This window comes from Ensifer adhaerens (genome assembly GCF_013283195.1).
Taxonomy (GTDB): Bacteria; Pseudomonadota; Alphaproteobacteria; order Rhizobiales; family Rhizobiaceae; genus Ensifer; species Ensifer adhaerens_G.
This window is the reverse complement of sequence record NZ_JABEKT010000001.1, coordinates 1,521,003-1,537,509: the sequence shown is the minus strand read 5'-3', so window position 1 is coordinate 1,537,509 and position 16,507 is coordinate 1,521,003. Positions and strand designations below refer to the sequence as shown.

Annotated in this window: 18 protein-coding genes; 7 read left to right on the top strand and 11 right to left on the bottom strand. The window is 61.9% G+C overall.

What is annotated here, in order from left to right; all coding sequences use genetic code 11:
• Window positions 1-212 precede the first annotated feature (212 nt).
• The 3 genes from LPJGGPFB_RS07230 (at window position 213) to LPJGGPFB_RS07220 (ending at window position 3,693) form a co-directional block, all read left to right on the top strand.
• Window positions 213-2,417: a transglycosylase domain-containing protein gene (locus LPJGGPFB_RS07230; protein WP_173419369.1), complete on the top strand. Its 2,205-nt coding sequence runs from the start codon at window positions 213-215 to the stop codon at window positions 2,415-2,417.
• A 150-nt stretch (window positions 2,418-2,567) separates the two neighbouring features.
• Window positions 2,568-3,155, top strand: a complete 588-nt coding sequence (locus LPJGGPFB_RS07225) for a DUF1214 domain-containing protein (protein ID WP_173419368.1) — start codon at window positions 2,568-2,570, stop codon at window positions 3,153-3,155.
• Window positions 3,148-3,693 (top strand): DUF1254 domain-containing protein, encoded by a 546-nt coding sequence (locus LPJGGPFB_RS07220; protein WP_173419367.1) that lies wholly within the window; start codon window positions 3,148-3,150, stop codon window positions 3,691-3,693. The genes LPJGGPFB_RS07225 and LPJGGPFB_RS07220 overlap by 8 nt, the downstream gene beginning before the upstream one ends.
• Before the next feature lie 226 nt (window positions 3,694-3,919).
• Here LPJGGPFB_RS07220 and LPJGGPFB_RS07215 read toward each other — a convergent pair whose 3' ends face one another.
• The 3 genes from LPJGGPFB_RS07215 to LPJGGPFB_RS07205 all read right to left on the bottom strand — a co-directional run bounded on the left by LPJGGPFB_RS07215 (window position 3,920) and on the right by LPJGGPFB_RS07205 (window position 5,592).
• The gene (locus LPJGGPFB_RS07215) at window positions 3,920-4,093 is read right to left on the bottom strand and encodes a hypothetical protein (protein WP_171986895.1); all 174 of its coding nucleotides are present in this window, start codon (window positions 4,091-4,093) and stop codon (window positions 3,920-3,922) included.
• Between the two features lie 313 nt (window positions 4,094-4,406).
• The gene (locus tag LPJGGPFB_RS07210; protein ID WP_173419366.1) at window positions 4,407-4,691 is read right to left on the bottom strand and encodes a hypothetical protein; all 285 of its coding nucleotides are present in this window, start codon (window positions 4,689-4,691) and stop codon (window positions 4,407-4,409) included.
• 157 nt (window positions 4,692-4,848) lie between these two features.
• The gene (locus LPJGGPFB_RS07205; RefSeq protein WP_173419365.1) at window positions 4,849-5,592 is read right to left on the bottom strand and encodes an SH3 domain-containing protein; all 744 of its coding nucleotides are present in this window, start codon (window positions 5,590-5,592) and stop codon (window positions 4,849-4,851) included.
• A 294-nt stretch (window positions 5,593-5,886) separates the two neighbouring features.
• Here LPJGGPFB_RS07205 and LPJGGPFB_RS07200 point away from each other — a divergent pair, with 294 nt between their 5' ends.
• The gene (locus LPJGGPFB_RS07200; RefSeq protein ID WP_173420977.1) at window positions 5,887-6,957 is read left to right on the top strand and encodes a DUF2336 domain-containing protein; all 1,071 of its coding nucleotides are present in this window, start codon (window positions 5,887-5,889) and stop codon (window positions 6,955-6,957) included.
• Window positions 6,958-7,036: 79 nt separating this feature from the next.
• Here the strand turns inward: LPJGGPFB_RS07200 and LPJGGPFB_RS07195 are convergent, their stop codons facing one another.
• From LPJGGPFB_RS07195 to LPJGGPFB_RS07185, 3 genes are all read right to left on the bottom strand, one after another.
• Window positions 7,037-7,396, bottom strand: coding sequence for a DUF1491 family protein (locus LPJGGPFB_RS07195; protein ID WP_173419364.1), 360 nt, complete (start codon window positions 7,394-7,396; stop codon window positions 7,037-7,039).
• Window positions 7,397-7,554: 158 nt separating this feature from the next.
• Complete coding sequence (locus tag LPJGGPFB_RS07190; RefSeq protein WP_173419363.1) at window positions 7,555-8,520, bottom strand: peptidoglycan-binding domain-containing protein; 966 nt, start codon at window positions 8,518-8,520, stop codon at window positions 7,555-7,557.
• Complete coding sequence (locus tag LPJGGPFB_RS07185; RefSeq protein WP_173420976.1) at window positions 8,492-10,069, bottom strand: sensor histidine kinase; 1,578 nt, start codon at window positions 10,067-10,069, stop codon at window positions 8,492-8,494. Before LPJGGPFB_RS07185 ends, LPJGGPFB_RS07190 begins: the two co-directional genes overlap by 29 nt.
• 636 nt (window positions 10,070-10,705) lie before the next feature.
• Between LPJGGPFB_RS07185 and LPJGGPFB_RS07180 the strand changes: the two genes are divergently transcribed.
• The 3 genes from LPJGGPFB_RS07180 (at window position 10,706) to LPJGGPFB_RS07170 (ending at window position 12,726) form a co-directional block, all read left to right on the top strand.
• Window positions 10,706-11,161 (top strand): DUF5330 domain-containing protein, encoded by a 456-nt coding sequence (locus LPJGGPFB_RS07180; RefSeq protein WP_173419362.1) that lies wholly within the window; start codon window positions 10,706-10,708, stop codon window positions 11,159-11,161.
• A gap of 214 nt (window positions 11,162-11,375) precedes the next feature.
• On the top strand, window positions 11,376-12,110 hold the full coding sequence (locus LPJGGPFB_RS07175) for a hypothetical protein (RefSeq protein ID WP_173419361.1): 735 nt from the start codon (window positions 11,376-11,378) through the stop codon (window positions 12,108-12,110).
• A gap of 193 nt (window positions 12,111-12,303) precedes the next feature.
• The gene (locus LPJGGPFB_RS07170) at window positions 12,304-12,726 is read left to right on the top strand and encodes a SufE family protein (protein WP_173419360.1); all 423 of its coding nucleotides are present in this window, start codon (window positions 12,304-12,306) and stop codon (window positions 12,724-12,726) included.
• A 168-nt stretch (window positions 12,727-12,894) separates the two neighbouring features.
• On the opposite strand, the gene LPJGGPFB_RS07165 is transcribed toward LPJGGPFB_RS07170, so the two are convergent.
• The 5 genes from LPJGGPFB_RS07165 to LPJGGPFB_RS07145 all read right to left on the bottom strand — a co-directional run bounded on the left by LPJGGPFB_RS07165 (window position 12,895) and on the right by LPJGGPFB_RS07145 (window position 16,505).
• Complete coding sequence (locus tag LPJGGPFB_RS07165) at window positions 12,895-13,326, bottom strand: Ros/MucR family transcriptional regulator (protein ID WP_065782210.1); 432 nt, start codon at window positions 13,324-13,326, stop codon at window positions 12,895-12,897.
• A gap of 404 nt (window positions 13,327-13,730) precedes the next feature.
• A complete protein-coding gene (gene mnhG / locus LPJGGPFB_RS07160; RefSeq protein ID WP_173419359.1) occupies window positions 13,731-14,090 on the bottom strand; it encodes a monovalent cation/H(+) antiporter subunit G in 360 nt (119 codons plus the stop codon).
• The gene (locus tag LPJGGPFB_RS07155; protein WP_173419358.1) at window positions 14,090-14,473 is read right to left on the bottom strand and encodes a cation:proton antiporter; all 384 of its coding nucleotides are present in this window, start codon (window positions 14,471-14,473) and stop codon (window positions 14,090-14,092) included. Before LPJGGPFB_RS07155 ends, mnhG begins: the two co-directional genes overlap by 1 nt.
• Window positions 14,470-14,943, bottom strand: coding sequence for a Na+/H+ antiporter subunit E (locus tag LPJGGPFB_RS07150; protein ID WP_173420975.1), 474 nt, complete (start codon window positions 14,941-14,943; stop codon window positions 14,470-14,472). Before LPJGGPFB_RS07150 ends, LPJGGPFB_RS07155 begins: the two co-directional genes overlap by 4 nt.
• Window positions 14,943-16,505 (bottom strand): Na+/H+ antiporter subunit D, encoded by a 1,563-nt coding sequence (locus LPJGGPFB_RS07145; RefSeq protein ID WP_173419357.1) that lies wholly within the window; start codon window positions 16,503-16,505, stop codon window positions 14,943-14,945. The genes LPJGGPFB_RS07150 and LPJGGPFB_RS07145 overlap by 1 nt, the downstream gene beginning before the upstream one ends.
• Window positions 16,506-16,507: the final 2 nt, after the last annotated feature.

Sequence of the window (16,507 nt, the reverse complement as noted above, 5' to 3'; positions counted from 1 at the left end):
GACGTACAAAGGTCGCAGTAGCGATTTGAGTTTCTCCCTGCTTTGCCCTTCAGTCGGCGACGATCGAAGGAAACATGCAGAAGAGAAATTTCGCAGAAAATTGCCGGTTTTTTAAGGCCGCCGGCGCGATATGCAAGTAGAGTGAAATTTCGCGCCGCGCAAATATCGCGGGGCGCCGGCATGATGCCAAAAGCCTTCAGGACGTTGCGACCGTGCGGGAACCGAGGAAAGACGATAACCGGCCGAAGAAACGGCACATCTTTCTGAGAATCGATTCCTGGATCGATTCGACAGTCTGGAATGCCGGATTCAAACTCTCGCAATGGTGGGAGGATACGACGATTTTCTTCCGCCGCTTCCGCGTTACCGGCTGGAAGAAAGTGGTCTTCGAGGTGCTTGGCGAAGGCATGACCTGGGGCACGGCCGGCTCGGTGCTGATGCTGGCACTGGCGCTTCCGGCCTTCGAGGAAACCAAGGGCAACTGGCGGGCGCAAAGCGATTTCGCCGTCACGTTCCTTGATCGCTACGGTAACGAAATCGGCCATCGCGGCATCATCCACGAAGATTCCGTCCCGATCGACGAGCTGCCGGATCATCTGATCAAGGCGGTGCTTGCGACGGAAGACCGGCGCTTCTTCGACCATTACGGCATCGACTTTCTCGGGCTTGCCCGTGCGATGACCGAGAACGCGCGTGCCGGTGGCGTCGTCCAGGGCGGCTCGACCCTGACCCAGCAGCTTGCCAAGAACCTGTTCCTGTCGAACGAGCGCACCATCGAGCGCAAGATCAAGGAAGCATTTCTGGCCATCTGGCTCGAATCCAACCTGTCGAAGAAAGAGATCCTGCGGCTCTACCTCGACCGCGCCTATATGGGCGGCGGAACATTTGGTGCGGCGGCAGCGGCGCAGTTCTATTTCGGCAAGGCGATCACCGACGTCAACCTGGCGGAATCCGCCATGCTTGCCGGCCTGTTCAAGGCGCCTGCGCGCTACGCGCCGCACGTCAACCTGCCGGCCGCCCGCGGCCGTGCCAACGAGGTTTTGACAAACCTCGTCCAGGGCGGACTGATGACCGAAGGCCAGGTGATTGCAGCACGTCTCAACCCGGCAACCGTCATCGACCGCGCCCAGGTGAAGGCGCCCGACTTCTTCCTCGACTGGGCCTTCGACGAAGTGCAGCGCATCGCCCGGCCGTTTGCCCAGCATTCGCTGATCGTGCGTACCACCATCGACATGGGGCTGCAGAACGCGGCCGAAGATTCGGTCGAATCCAGCCTGCGCCAATACGGCGAAAGCTTCCATGTGAAACAGGGCGCGCTGGTCATGGTCGAAAACGGCGGCCCAGTCCGGGCGATGGTTGGCGGCCGCGACTATGGTGAGAGCCAGTTCAACCGCGCGACGCGTGCGCTGCGCCAGCCCGGCTCTTCCTTCAAGGTCTACACCTACGCGGCCGCGATGGAAAAAGGCATGACACCCGAGACGATCGTCGTCGATGCGCCGATCACCTGGCGCGGCTGGTCGCCGCAGAATTACGGCCGCAGCTACGCGGGCCGCATCACCATCCTGACGGCGATCGCCAAGTCGATCAACACGATCCCTGTGCGTCTCGCCAAGGACAAGCTCGGCACTGAACTGATCGTGCAGACCGCCAAGAACATGGGCATCGAGACGCCGCTGCGTACCGACAAGACGATGCCGCTCGGCACCTCCGAAGTGACGGTACTCGATCAGGCGACCGCCTATGCCGTGTTCCCGGCAGGCGGGCTGCAATCGCGCCGGCACGGCATCAGCCAGATCCTGAACTATGACGGCGACATCCTCTACGACTTTTCCCGCGATGAACCGCCGGCCAAGCGCATCCTGTCCGAACAAGCCAATGCGTCGATGAACTCGATGCTGACACAGATCCCGGTGATCGGCACGGCACGCAAGGCGGCACTCGACAACGGTATCGTCACGGGCGGCAAGACCGGCACCACCCAGGCCTACCGCGATGCCTGGTTCGTCGGCTTCACCGGCGATTACACGACCGCGGTCTGGTTCGGGAACGACGACTATACTTCGACCAACAATATGACCGGCGGGTCGCTGCCGGCGATGACCTTCAAGAGGTTGATGGACTATGCCGAACAGGGGATCGACCACCGCCAGATTCCGGGAATAACCAATCCCGCACCTGCCCCGAGCAAGCAACCACAGGTCGCCAACGCCAAGCCGGATGAAAATGCCCTGCCTCCACTTGTGCGGCCGCGCTCTCTTTCGGCGGATGTCACGCGGTTGCTGCGTTCCGTGGGCGAAACCTTCGAGAAAGCTCCCGCCTTGAAAGCGCCAGAGAAGAATGGCGGCAAGGTGGCTGTCCTCGGCGCCGCCGACGGTGGATCTACCCAAGAGGGTCTCCCGAATGCCGCCAGCAACTGAACGCGCTCGAAACCTTGATGTCAGAGACCGGATCGATGCTGGCTGCCAGCTCGGCACAATGATCGCCGTTGCGTCGCGCGCGCGTATGGGCGAGACATGGGCAGCGCTGCGCCGTGCGGCGACGCATAACCATATTCGATAGAGCCGCCATTGTTCCGAATTCCCCTCCTCGCCGCCCTTGCCCTTGCCATCGCCTTCGGCGGCGGCATCGCGTCGGCCGTCTGGGCGCTGAAGGCGACGGTCGGTTTCGGCGCCATATCGATCGGCCCGTGGGTTGCCTTTCCCGAGGCACAGACCGATAAGGCCGACCCCTATGCCAAGGCGCACCGCGCCCGGGCCGGCGAACTGCTCTACGGCGGCGCCGAAGGGTTGATGTTCATGGCCCAGGTCGATGACAAGGGAGACAAGCTTTCGGCGGCCTGCTCCTACGATGTCACGGGGCTGACGCCGCAAGCTCGGTTCTGGACGCTCTATGCTGCGAATGCCGACGGCGTCCCGTTGCGCCCCGGCTCGGATCTGCCTTGGGCCATCAATTCATGGACGGTGCTGCGCGCCGAAGACAGTTCCTTCAGCATCCATGTCTCGCCGAACGCCAAGCCGGACAACTGGGTGGCATTGCGGCATTCAGGCACCTTCCGGCTCATACTGACGCTGCTCGATACACCGACCGCAGGCTCCTCCGGCCTCATCGATCTCGCAATGCCGAAGGTCGTGAAAACGGGATGCGGCGATGCGTAGTGTTCTGTTCGCCTCCATCCTTGGCCTCGTGGGCGCGGCACTGCTGCATATCGTCATCGTGCTGGTGCTGCCGCAGTTTACCGGTCGTGACGCCTATACGCGTGTGCTCGGCCTTCTCGAGATGGACAGCTTCTTTTCCTTGACCAGCACGCCCGGGCCGACGGGTCTCAGCAATGTCGACCCTTACCTGCGCACGGCGGTTTGCAGCTTTTCCATCGCCGATGGACCGGCGCGTTTCCTCGCCAGCGGCTCGGTTCCCTTCTGGTCGCTCGCCGTTTTCGACAGCAGCTCCAACGAAGTCTTCAGCATGAACGACCATACCGCCGTCAACGGCAGGCTGGATCTTGTGGTTGCGACGCCGATCCAACTGGTTGAACTGCGCAAGGCGCCGCCGGAAGCCCTGGCGCAATCGATCATGGTGGAGATGAAGGAAGAGGATGGCTACGCGGTGCTGCGCGCCATGGCGCCGCTTGACAGCTTTGAAGACCAGGTGCGGAATTTCCTGGCGGAATCAAGCTGCGAGCCGTTCCGGCGCTGACGCATGTCGCGCGAAAGCAAAAACTTAAATCGCCATAAGTATACCGGGGCGATCACGCGTCGGGCCGTGCAATCTGATCGTCAGAAGATCCGACCTTCAGTCTCGCCGTTTCTATTCAAATGTCGTGAAGAAGATGATCGCGTCCGCACAGACGGAGCGTTGTCAGCACGAACAAAGCCGTGCTTAAGCCGGCCGATGGGGCCGACACATGGCGGTGGCTAGAAGCCTACTGCTTTTTGATCCGACGTCCGTCAGGCGCGGTTGGCTGCGGGTCGCGGCCGTCGAGACGCTCGTAGCGGATGCCGGTAAACAAAAGCACTTTCGCTCCGCCCGATATGGCCGGAGGCCTGCGTGGTGGCATTTGGACCTTGCGGTCCTCAATTCTGATCACGTCTGCCATGCTCGTCTCCATAAAGGCTTGAGACGGATGAACTACCGTACAGATTTCACCCTGCCCTTTCGGGGCCAGCGCATTTTCCCGGGCATAACCCGGACAGGCGCGCTTTTCTCATCTTCTCCTTCTTCCGGTCGCCCGGAGGTTGCGGCTTGCTCGAGTGGTACAGACCAATCATAGACGGTCCGCTTCGATTGAGCCATAGGCTGGTTAACAGATGGTTAACGCCGCATCTGCGCCCCGAACCTAAGGGCAGTATGTCCCCCGGAAAAACTAAACACTGTATCCGGGGTAACAGCTTTGGGCGGACGGGGAACGGCTAGCGCCTGGATAACAGGCCAAAGAGGAACGAAACACCGGCAACGGTCAGAAGCGTCGAAATCGGCTCTTCGCGGACGCGCTCGCGCACCCGCTCCGTCATCAATTCCGCTTCACCCTGCACCACCGCCTTGGCACCAGTGCCTATCGCCGAAACGGTCTCGGTCAGTCGGCTGATCTCGGCGCGCAACTCCGCAATCTGCGCCTCCAACTCGACCCGGGCTGCCGATGTTTCCACTTCACTTTCGATCGTGTCAGCCACCGCCTGCAGTTTCTTTTCTACCATTGCAACGCTCCTTCTCTTGCCCGGCCTCAACGCATCGAAACAACAATGGTTCCGACGACAAGCCGAAAGCCCGTGCGAAAACGGAAACGGGCGACCCAAGGGCCGCCCGTCTGAAAGCGAGGGCAAAACCGCCCGCCGCTTCTTCATTTCACGCACATCATTCTACGCAGGATGGGTCCATCGCCTGGCATCGAATGAGCGGGGCTGGGCGCGCGCCGCCATAACCATCCTCGAAATCTTCCCGGACACGGACGCCTTCGCGATCACGGCGACGCTCCCATTCGCGGCGGTTGTCGCCTCCCGCCTGATCGTCCCAACGTTCGCCATCTCTTCGGTTGCGCTCCCAGTTCTGGCGATCTCGATCCCGTTCGCGCTGCTCGCGCGCCTGGTCGCGCGTCCACTCGCGCTCCTGCCGGGCGCGGTCGCGTTCCCAGTCGCGGCGATCACGGTCGCGCTGACGCTCCCAGTCCCGCGGGCGACGGTTGTCGTCGACCCAATCCGGCCCGCGGCGCCAGCGGTCACGGTCTCGATAGAAGTCACGGCTGCGATAGTTGCGGTCCCAGTAGCGATCAAACTGGAAGACCACCGTCGGGATACCGAGCGGGCGGTAATATTGCGGTTCGACATAGACCCTGTTGCGGCGATAGTTCGCCTGCACATAGCGCCCCGCTACCCAGCCGCGGCCGCCATAAAAGGAAACGTCGCACCAGGGCAGGTCAGCAAGGCAGCCGTGGATTTCAACGGACTCGCCGGCCGGGATCATCGACACCGCCGGATAGCGCGTGCTTGGACCGGACCGCATATTGACGTTGGCAGTTGCAAATCCCTCTGCAGCCTCGGCGATCGCCGGCGCCAGGAAAAGCGCGCATATGGCCGCCGCGCGCAACACTATTTTCTTCACAGTAAGCTGTCTCCCATCGGAAGGCCCCTCTTCACTAAGCCTTCTTGCGTCGGCGGGCGTCCGGAACCCTTCACCGTCACCGCGATCACTTAAAGCCGCTTGTGGATTTTTTAAGGCTGGAGGCGATCGAACCCACAGCAAGCAAGGCTTTACGGCAGAAACCACACAAAACCGCCGGCGGCTTGCGCGCCGCAAGCCTGAATAAAGCCCCAACCTCCATAGTTAACAGTACGCTAACGCTTTTCTTTTATTTTTAGTGACGTGTGCCGTTCCGGGTCGCCGGCAATGGCAATCATGTTTTGCGTGCAAGGATTTATCGTGACGGATCGCTTTCGTGAGTTGGAAAGGCCACAGACGGGCCGCTTGAAGGACGTCGTCCTGATGGCAACCGTCAGCGGTTTCGAGAGCCTGCGAATTCCGCGCAAGTCCGATATGAAGCAGTTTTCCGAACTGTTCGAACCCCTGTTCCTCGGCTCCAGCAGCGAAGCGCGCCGTCAGGCCGCCGCCGCGCTGTCGCAATGCCCCCATGTTCCCGAACCGGTCGCAGCTTTGATCGGCAGCATGCCGATCTCGATCGCCGCCATTTTCCTGACCCGCTCGCAAGCGCTTTCGGATCGAACGCTGATCGGCATCATCCGCCAGCACAGCGCGGCGCATGCTAGCGCGATTGCGCGCCGCGCCGCCCTGTCCCCGTCCGTCATCGATGCCTTGGTCGAACACCACAACCCCGCGGGTCTTTCCGCCCGCCCAGACGTGCAGCAACGACCAGTCACGGCTCCGTCAGCTTCGGCCGAGCCGGATGCCGACGCCGAAGTGGATCGAGCCGCGCGCGAGGAGAGCCTGCGCGCGGAGATAAAGGCGCTTGCGCGTACCGGTGCGCGCGAAGCCGCGTCCACCATCGTCCCGATCAGCGGGCTGCACAGCGCGCTGCTGGTGCGTTTTGCTCGGAGCGGTGAGATCATCCTGTTCTCTCGTGCGCTGGCGACGGCGCTCGATGCCGGCGGCCCTCTGGTCGAGCGCATTCTTCTCGACGTCTCCGGCCAGCAGCTGGCGACGAGCCTGATTGCCCTTTCGCTGCCAAGCGACGATCTCATCTTCGTCCTGCAATCGCTCTATCCGCATCTCGCCGAGCGCATCGGCGGGGCCAGCCGCGCGGAAGCCTTGACCGGCACAATGGACCCGAAGTCAAGCAGAGAGCGGCTTGACGCCTGGCTGCAGTCGGACGCGCGGGAAGACGCGCCCACAGCACGGCACCAGGCCTATCTTGCCGACGACCATGCCAATGATGCCCGTCAGCCCGCCATCCGCAAGGTCGCTCCGGCCATCGGTGGCGCCAGGGCGCAACGTGTGTTCGGCCGCCGATAGTTTTCAGCCGCAGCGAGCTCTGTGCACGACCGAGCGCGTTCCATTCCAAGTGGAGAGGCAAGCGCCTCTCACGGATGTTTCAAGAGAGACTTTTTCCCTCGTCCGGCACGACATCGAACAGATCGGCGCGATCATCCAGTTCGATCTCGACGATCCAGCAATCCGGATCGAAGCGGATTTCGCGAGCAAGCGCATCCTCCACCGCATCGCCGTCACGATCCTTCAGCCGCGTCTCGAACTTGCGGCCGGTATCGGCGTCGTCTTCGAAGAAATTTTGCGGCGCCGGCGCAAACAGCGTCTCGGTCCCCATGCGCGTACGCTGGCGGATGAAGATCGCGCCGGCGTCCTCCGCCCCTTTGCGCAGGACGGCCGCATACCCCCCGAGCGCGAAAGCACGGCGTAGCAAGGCGGAGACGAAGATGTGGGATTTGAGGCGCATGGTGATGCCTGTACACGGGCGGCGGCGGGCTTGCAAACCGGATGCGCCGCGAGGAAGCACCGCGGCCTCCCAAGTCGTTGGCTGGCGCGCCTGCACGACGCATCAAAGACGCCGTGCCATGGGCACCCCGGTTGCCTGACCTTGCCGGAGACGGTGCGTCAGAGCGCGCCGATCTCCTTGAGCTTCTTCAGTACTTTGGGATTGGGCTCGCCGGTCTGCGGCAGGCGGTAGTGCTTTTCGAAATGGCGGATCGCAGCGCGCGTCTGATCTCCGGCAACGCCGTCGACGACAATGTCGGCGTAGGCGAGATTGCTCAACCCCTTCTGGATGTTCAGCACCAGTTCGCTGGAAACCGGGATTTCGGCCCGCGGGATCAGCATCTTGTCCGTCTCGGCCGAACGGATGGCGGCAGCGACCGGGTCAACGTCGGCAACGGCCTGTTTCGGGTCGGCGTAGGGCCGGTTTGCAGGCATGGCGGCTGCCAGCTTCGGGCCCGACGTGGCGCGCAGCGTGTGCAGAAGCTCGGCGCTCGCGATCCCCGTCTGGGGCCGCCCGGCCTGTTTCTCGAACCGCAGGATGGCGGCCGACGTGCGTGGGCCCGGGCGCCCATCCGGCACGCCATCGTAAAGACCGATGCGTCCCAATTCCTTCTGGACGTCCGCGACCAGCGGCGACGCGGATGTGTCCGGCACGGAGGCGACCCGCTCGGGCGTCGGCTTTTCCAACGGCGCTTCGGATGATGATGCTGCAATCACGTCTTCGACGCTCTCCGCGTCTTTGTCGCCCTCGCGCTTGATGACGAAGGTCGTGACATTGCGCGGCTCGATCTCGGCGCCCTTGGCGACGGCGATGCGCTCGGCCGTCTCGGGACTGACGAGCGGCACGCGGGTGCGAAGCAGAGGTGATGGATGTGAGCCGTGCTGATACCACATGGCGTTGGCAGCAACGAACGAGAACACAACGGCAAAGGCAGCCGTACCGCCGGCACTCAAGGGGTGGCGGGCGACCACCCGGCCGGCAAGCGCAACACCTCGGCCGGCGAGCGCCAGCCCACGCATGGCAAGGCCTGGCGCGGGACGCGCCGCCTTCTTGCGTTCAGGCTGTTTTCGCTTGCGCGGCGCCATATCCCCGTTCCTCGCTCGAACCCGTCCTTTCGAATCGGTCGCCATCGGCAACCGCCTGCGTGTCGTTATCTCTCAGCCGCGGCGGAAATTCGACAGTCACGGCCGAGCGCTGTTCTTCGCGGTTGGCCTCGACGATGCCGGAGCCGTCACAAGGCAGCGTAACGGTAATCACCGTGCCTTCGCGTTCACGGCTACGGATCGTAATCTCGCCACCGTGAAGCGCCACGAGGCCCTTGACCAGCGACAGACCGAGGCCGGTGCCCTCGTAGCGGCGGGTGTAGTCGTTCTGGATCTGGACAAAGGGCTGCCCCAACATCTGCAATTTGTCGGCGGCGATGCCAATACCTGTGTCGCTGACTGTCAGCTTCAGGGAAGGACCGTCAAGCTCGGCGTCGATCGTCACCATGCCACCCTGATCGGTGAACTTGATGGCGTTCCCGACAAGATTGATGAGAACCTGCTGGAAGGCGCGCTGGTCGGCATTGATCTCGCCAACGTTGCGGGTCACGCGGCTTGCCAGCTTGACGCCCTTCTCCTGCGCCTGATGCGACAGCATTGCTTCGCAGGCGGAGACCGCTTCGACCACGCGGAAGGGTTCAGGAACCAGTTCGTAGCGGCCCGCCTCGATCTTGCTCATGTCGAGCATGGTGTTGACGACGGACAGAAGGTGTTCGCCCGACTGGTGGATCAGGCTGACATATTCGCGCTGGCGGTCGTTCTCCAGACGACCGAAGTATTCGCCGGTCAAGACGTCGGAGAAGCCGAGGATGGCATTGAGCGGCGTACGCAGCTCGTGGCTGACGGCGGCAAGGAAACGGGTCTTGGCATCGTTTGCCGATTCCGCTTCCGCCGTTCTCGCCGCCGCTTCGGCGCGCAGCCGCGCTTCCTGCGAGACATCGCGCGACTGCGCAAGGATCGCCTTCAGACCGCCGTTGCGATCGAGAAGCGGTGCAAGCTCGCAGCACATATGAACGAATTGTTCGCCTTCCGTCGGCTGCGAACGACGCTCGATGCGAATGTTGACGGTCGCCCGCTCGCCGCCCTGGCGCAGAATGTCGATCGCGCTCAGGAACGTGATGCGGTCGGAGACATGGATCTGCTCGATGAAGCCGCGGCCAGCCGGGTCGCGCATCAGCGTCAAATGCTCGGCGGCGTCGCGGCCATGCACGGAGAGAACATTGCCACGCAGGTCGTGCACGGTGACGAGACCGGCGAAAAGGTCGTAGGCGGCCGAAAGATCAGGAAGCTCGTGTGTCGCCGCATCGAGATCAAGCGTCTCGCCACCTTGCTTGCCACGCCCACGCGCAATGGCAGCTGCAGCGGCCAGCAGCGAGGCGGACGCCCAGAGGGCTGTGCCGAGCGGCAATGCGGAGGAAACGGGCATGGCGAGCGCGAGTGCAAGCGGGACTGCCGGAAGCGTGGTCAGGGAGACTGCAGCGACCGTGCGCAGACGCTTGAGGTCCCGGCGGCCGACGGCGGAACCGGCCTCGCGGCGGGGCAGCCACAGGGCAGCGGCCTCGTCCACGCGGGACGTCCATCTGCCAACCATGTCACGCAATACGCTCACGCCTTACCCTGCCACATTTGTTGTTCTTGCGAGACTGAGCGTGACCGTTTTCCGCTTCATGCGGGCCGCCATTCGAACTGCCTCGTGACATGTCGGAATCTCGCATCCCCGGCTTAATGAAAGAATAAGCGGGACTGTCCCGGAACGGCGCCAAATGCCTGAAAAATCCCGTTTTGAGGCAATTCGCGTGACCTTCATTTCTTGTGGTTAACGGGGCGTAAGCAACGGATTTCCGTGCATTTTCCGCCTCTCGTTAAGGATTTGGGCAAGGCGCTCCGGTGCCGTTGCCTACGCTTTCAGGCTTTGCCGGCGGACCGCCGCCACGATCCTTAACGGCAAAAGCTAAAATGCGACACAAATGCCCCGCAAATCCTCGAAATCGGGAATTTCATTAAAATTCGAAACAAATGCTGCGGGTTTTTGAAATGCGGTCTTGTGATTCCCTGCCTAATGTCCGTCTCAACAAAGGGCCGGACGACGAAAGACGGCGGTCCTCATGGAAACGACGGCGGGCGTGAACGGGTATCAGGGGATACAGCGGCGCTCCAGGATGCCGAAGGCGGAAAAACCGGCTAGAAGACCGGCGGGCGCGGCAGCCGAATACAGGATGGGCAGAACATGTGGTTTCTCATCAAGGCGACATTCTGGTTTTCGATGGTACTGGTACTGCTGCCGTTCCTCGATCCGTCGAGCGCGGAGAAGCTGGAGCACGGACCGAAGGTCGAGCTCGGCGATACTTTCTCTGCCGCCAACGAGGCCTTCCAGTACATCAGCGCCATCTGCATCCAGAAGCCTGACGTCTGCGAGAAAGGTGCTGAAACCTTCGTCGCACTCGGCCATCGAGCCCGTGAAGGCGCCCGCATCGCCTACGAATTCCTCGACACGCAGTTCGCCGAGACCGATGCGATCAAGCCCGACGCCAAGGTAACGACCGGAACCGTGGGCCAGGTGGCCGAGACCGCCGATCAACTGGCAGCTCCCGTCGAACAGACCGCCGCGGACGCTGCTCCAATTTTCAAGCGGACCCCGGTTCCGGAAAAGCGCCTCGATCCCAAGGCATCGCTGACCCAGTAAGCATTTCTTCCGGCAACAGCAGGTCCGTCCGACCGCCGCCGAAACATCCTTTGACACTGCCTGACTTGCCGCCTTCATGCGGCCGCCGCGAGGAACCCATCCCCTCGCGGCGTTTTTCTTTTTTCGGGCTGCAACCGAAGGGCGGTCCAGCGACAGGCTCGCACAAGACATGGCTGTTTAGGTCCCCGCACATTCAGCGGAGACTACTGCCCCGATGCAGATATACGGGTTCTTTTCAAATGCCGGCGCGACGCGTGCGACCACAACCGGATCGCCAGCCGCGACCGATGCGGCAGCGCTGGAGCAAAAGAACGGGTCTCCTCTTCTCAATCTCTTGCGCGCGGATGAAGAAACCACTGCCAGCCGCAAGGCCGTGGCCAAGAAGAAGCTGGACGAGCTGAAGGAACAACTGCGAATGCTGCGGTTTTGGGCTTCGGACCCGGAAACGCTCGCGCGGCTTGCAAAACAGCTGGCCCAGCAGCTTGGCGCCGCCGCACAGCAATTCGCCGGCGGTGGCTCGACCGGCATGACAGGCGGAGGCAGCGACGCCACGGCAGGTGCTGAATCCGCGGCAACAACGGCTGCCATGGCGGCGATGCAGGCAAGTACAGCCGAGGCGGCAAATGCAGGCGGCGAAGAAAGCAACGATCACGACAAGCCGCAGCCTTCGTCCTTCGTGGAGCGCGCCTATCGCGAATTCAGCTCCGACGGCTCGCAGGACAGCTCCGACGCAAGGACGATCGCGGAGTTCAAGGCGCTTGCCGAGCAGCTCAAGCAAGTGCTGAGGAAGGCAGAACAGGATCTGCGCGCCAAAGGTGCGGGCAACGATGCAGATGACGCGAGAAAGGCAAGCAACACCCTCGCCACCTCGATGGCATCTCTCGATGCGGCGGGCACAGCCGGCGCGACTGCCAGCGCCGTAACAATTCCCACAAGCGTTTCGATCTAGCGCAGCAGCTTCGACCGAAATGAGCGCTGACGCATCCGAGTGGCGATTCGCGGTTCTCATCTGTGCTACCATCACCTATATGAACGTCACGCCGATCGCGATGCCGTCAGGGCTGGCGAGGATCGCGCGGTATAGGCATCGCTCTCGAGCGGCGACGGGCGCCGCCTGATGGTGCCGACAATCGGACTGGACCATGACCACGCTTGACCAGATTATCGACGACTTCGCCTTCCTCGACGAATGGGAGGATCGCTACCGCTATGTGATCGAACTCGGCAAAGCTCTGCCCGAGATGCCGGAAGCCAAGCGCACCGGCGAGAACAAGGTGCAAGGCTGCGCCAGCCAGGTCTGGCTCGCCACCCAGGCGACCGGTGACCCGGAAGATCCCGTACTGATCTTCGAAGGTGAATCCGATGCGCACATCGTGCGCGGATTGGTCGCCATCGTGCTGACGATCTATTCCGGCAAGCATGCCTCCGAGATCGCCAGGCTGGATGCGATCGATACGTTCAGCAAGATCGGCCTGATCGAGCACCTGTCGACGCAGCGCGCAAACGGCCTGCGCTCGATGATCCGGCGGATCAAGAATGAAGCCGAGACGCGCCTCGCCGCTTGAGATCACGGCTGCGTGCTATCCTCGGAACCAAGCCTTGTGAATAGCCACACTTTCCCAAACCACAAAAAATAAAGGCCGGGCAAAAGCCCGGCCTTTATATGAACTTACGCTCCGCCCCTCAAACCAAACCAGCGCAGAGCGCGATCACGGCGATGGACGGCGGTTTGCTTACTTGCCGCGACGCTTGCGACGCTGGCCGAGGCCCATTTCCTTGGCGAGGCGCGAACGGGCTTCGGCGTAGGCCGGAGCAACCATCGGGTAGTCGGTCGGCAAGTCCCACTTCTCGCGATATTCTTCCGGCGACAGGCTGTGATGCGTCATCAGGTGGCGCTTCAGAGACTTGAACGTACCGCCACATTCGAGGCAGGTGATCTGGTCGTCCTGAACGGATTTGCGGACCGAGACGGCTGGCTTCGGCTTTTCGACGGGAACCACGACCGGCGCCGGCGCCGCCGTGTTGTTGAGAGCCGAATGGACGTCGGCGATCAGCGTGGAGAGCTCGGCGGCCGGAACGACATGGTTGCTGACATAAGCGGAAACGATCTCAGCCGTCAGTTCAACCAGAAGTTCATGGCTCGCGCCAAGCGTTGTTTCAGTCATTTCTTTCTCCTATCGGAATTCAGCACAAGCCCGAAAACATTTCAGGGGGAGGAATACATGCAAATGCCGTCGGGAAGCCTTCGCTGCCTTGGGATAGACCATCAATCGCACGACAAGGACAAATTCTTGCCGCAATATCAAGAGTTGGAATTTTGATCACGAAACCTATTGCCGAGTCGCTGGAACAACCAACCTCTCAAAGCAACAGCCAATATTCACAACTCAAGCTGGAATTTCAGCTCTAAGTATTTTCCACGACGACACTTTACATTTACTCGATTAACACTGATCAGTGAAAATTCCAAACATAAATTTGGCCGCCGCTAGCAACTTTATTTCGAAATTGCTAACGCGGTCGCGGTCTATCGGAATGTTCTGAAATACAAAAACAGAAACGTTGCCGTTCAATGCCGGCGCGGCTCTTCCTTTTGCGGAAGCTGATCTATGACCGACTGCTTCGTCAGCCTGTAACCCGCCTGATGAGCGGCCTTTGCCAATAGATGGGCGGAAATGGGGGCCGTCAGTACGAAGAAGAAACATCCCGCCAACGCCCGAAACAGTATTGCCACATCGAGCGAATGCAGTCCCGCGGCCAAAAGCAGCAGGCCCGAGCCAACTGTCCCGGCCTTGGAGGCCGCGTGCATGCGGGTGTACAGATCGGGGAAACGCACGATGCCAATCGCTGCGAGCAAGGAAAAGACGGCGCCGCCGACAAGCAGTACGGCAACGGAAAGCGTAATGATCGTCTCGAAGGTCGCTTCCATCAGCGTGCCCCCTTGCGTTTGCGCCTGTTACTTTTCGCCCTCGGCGACCGCCCCCCTTTGCCTGCATCTGGCGCAGCCTGCACCAGGCTGCCCTTCTCCGGCGACAGACCGCGTGCCAGAACAAATCGGGCAAAGGCGATGGTTGCAAGGAAACCGACCAGCCCCAGGGCAATGGCGATATCGATGTAGAGATTGAAGCCGGTGCGGATGGCAACGACCGCGATCAGACCGATGGCGATGGCTACGAGCATATCGAGGCCGAGAACACGATCGGGCAGCGTCGGGCCGCGGATGATGCGCCAGACGGTCACCAGCAGCGCCACGGACAAAAACACAAGCGCGAAGCCGGTGGCGGTCGAAAGTATCTGGTCCGGCAGCGTCATTCGAAAGCCTCCTTGATCCGGCGTTCGAAACCATTGGCAATATCGCGCCTGAGGCCGCCGGGATCCGCACAATCAAGGGCGTGAACATAGAGGATCTTGCGATCCTCGGAGACGTCGACGGAAAGTGTACCCGGCGTCAGTGTGATGAGGTTGGCCAGCAGTGCTATCTCGAAATCGCTCTTGACGGTCAGCGGGTAGGAGAAGATGCCTGGCTTCAGCCGCATTTTCGGCTGGACGACCATGAATGCGACCTTGGTCGCCGAAACCGCCAGCTCCTTGAAGAACAACGCGGTCAACAGCAGGATCTTCAGCGGTCGGACCGGGTAGGCGACAGGCTGCAATTCGCGCCGGATCAGCCACAGGGACAGTGCGCCGACGGCAAAACCAAGCAACAGGTTCGGCACGCCGAGGCTGCCGCTGATCGCAGCCCAGATCGCGGTGAAGACCAGATTGATCCAGAGGAACTTGATCATCGCGCGGCTCCCGGGAAGACCGAGTTCAGATATCCGGACGGTTCGGATAGGCCGGCGGCGGCACTCTGGATCGTTGCCAGCAGCGGTTCGGGATAAAGGCCGATCGCGAGCGTCAGCAACGTCAGCACGCCCAAAGGCAGGAGAATGGTCGCCGGGATCTGCGCCTTGTCCGTTGCCCCCTGCCCTCCGGCCGTGTCCCGCCAATAGGCAAGCAGGAAGAAGCGGCCGGTCGCGATCGTCGTCAGGAAGCCGGTGACGAGCAGTGTGGCCGCAAGCCACCAGGCGCCGATGTCGAGTGCTGCCTTGACCAGCATGACCTTCGGCCAGAAGCCGGAGAACGGCGGCAGGCCGGACACGGCAAAGGCGAGCATCAGGCTGATGGCGGCAAAGCCAGCATGGCGGCGATAAAGACCTGATAGCGACGATAGCGAGAAGCTGCCGCCAAGCTTCGCCGCAACGCCCGAGGCGAAGTAGAGCGCCGTCATGACAAGCATCGAATGCAGCGCATAGAAGATCGCCCCGCCGATGCCGCCCGGCCCGCCAACGGCAACGCCCGCAAGGATCGAACCGATGCCGGAGATCACGAGATAGCCGAGCATGCGACGGAAATCGGCCTGTGCGAGCGCGCCGAACACGCCGACGAGCATCGTCAACGCCCCGATCACCGCGATGACGAAGCTGAGTTCTTCCCGCTCCACCGGCAAGAGCATCACGGTCACGCGGATCAGCGCGTAGATGCCGACCTTGGTCAACAAGCCAGCGAAGAGTGCCGACACGACGACGCGCGGCGTGTGATAGGACGCCGGCAGCCAGAAATTGACGGGGAATGCGGCCGCCTTCATCCCGAAGGCCAGCAGGAACAATGCTGTCAGCGTCATCAACGGCGCGGTGCCGCGCAGGCCTTCGGCCTTGCGGGCGATGTCGGCCATGTTGAGCGTTCCGAAGCTTGCATAGAGATAGCCGGTGGTGACCAGGAACAGCGTCGTCGCGACGAGGTTGAGGAAACCATACTTCACCGCGCCATCGATCTGCTCGCGCTCGGAGCCGAGCACGATCAGGCCGAAGGACGAGATCAGCAGCACCTCGAACCAGACGTAGAGATTGAAGATGTCACCGGTCAGAAACGCACCGGAGACGCCGGCCATAAGTAGCATCAGGAAAGGATAGAAACCGTATCGCCGGCCGCTGTCATTGATGTCGGAGAGCGAGTAGACGCCGCCGGCAAGTGCTACGACGGACGCCGTAAGTGCAAATAGTGCGCCGGTGAGATCGACGGTAAAGGCGATACCGAAGGGCGGCAGCCAGCGCCCCATCACCATCGTCACCGGGCCGCTCGCGATCACATGGTGCAAAAGCAACCCGTCGATCACCACCAGGCCCGCAAGCCCCGCAATGGCGATGAACGGATGCAGGCCGATCGGGCGGCGCAGCATGACCAGCAACGCACCGATCGCCAGGCACCAGGCAACCGGGAGGATCACCAGCCAGTCGGCTGCCGCAACCGGCTCGAGAACGAGGGCAGCAGAAAGATCGGCGGGGGGTGAAGTCGAAACGGCCATCT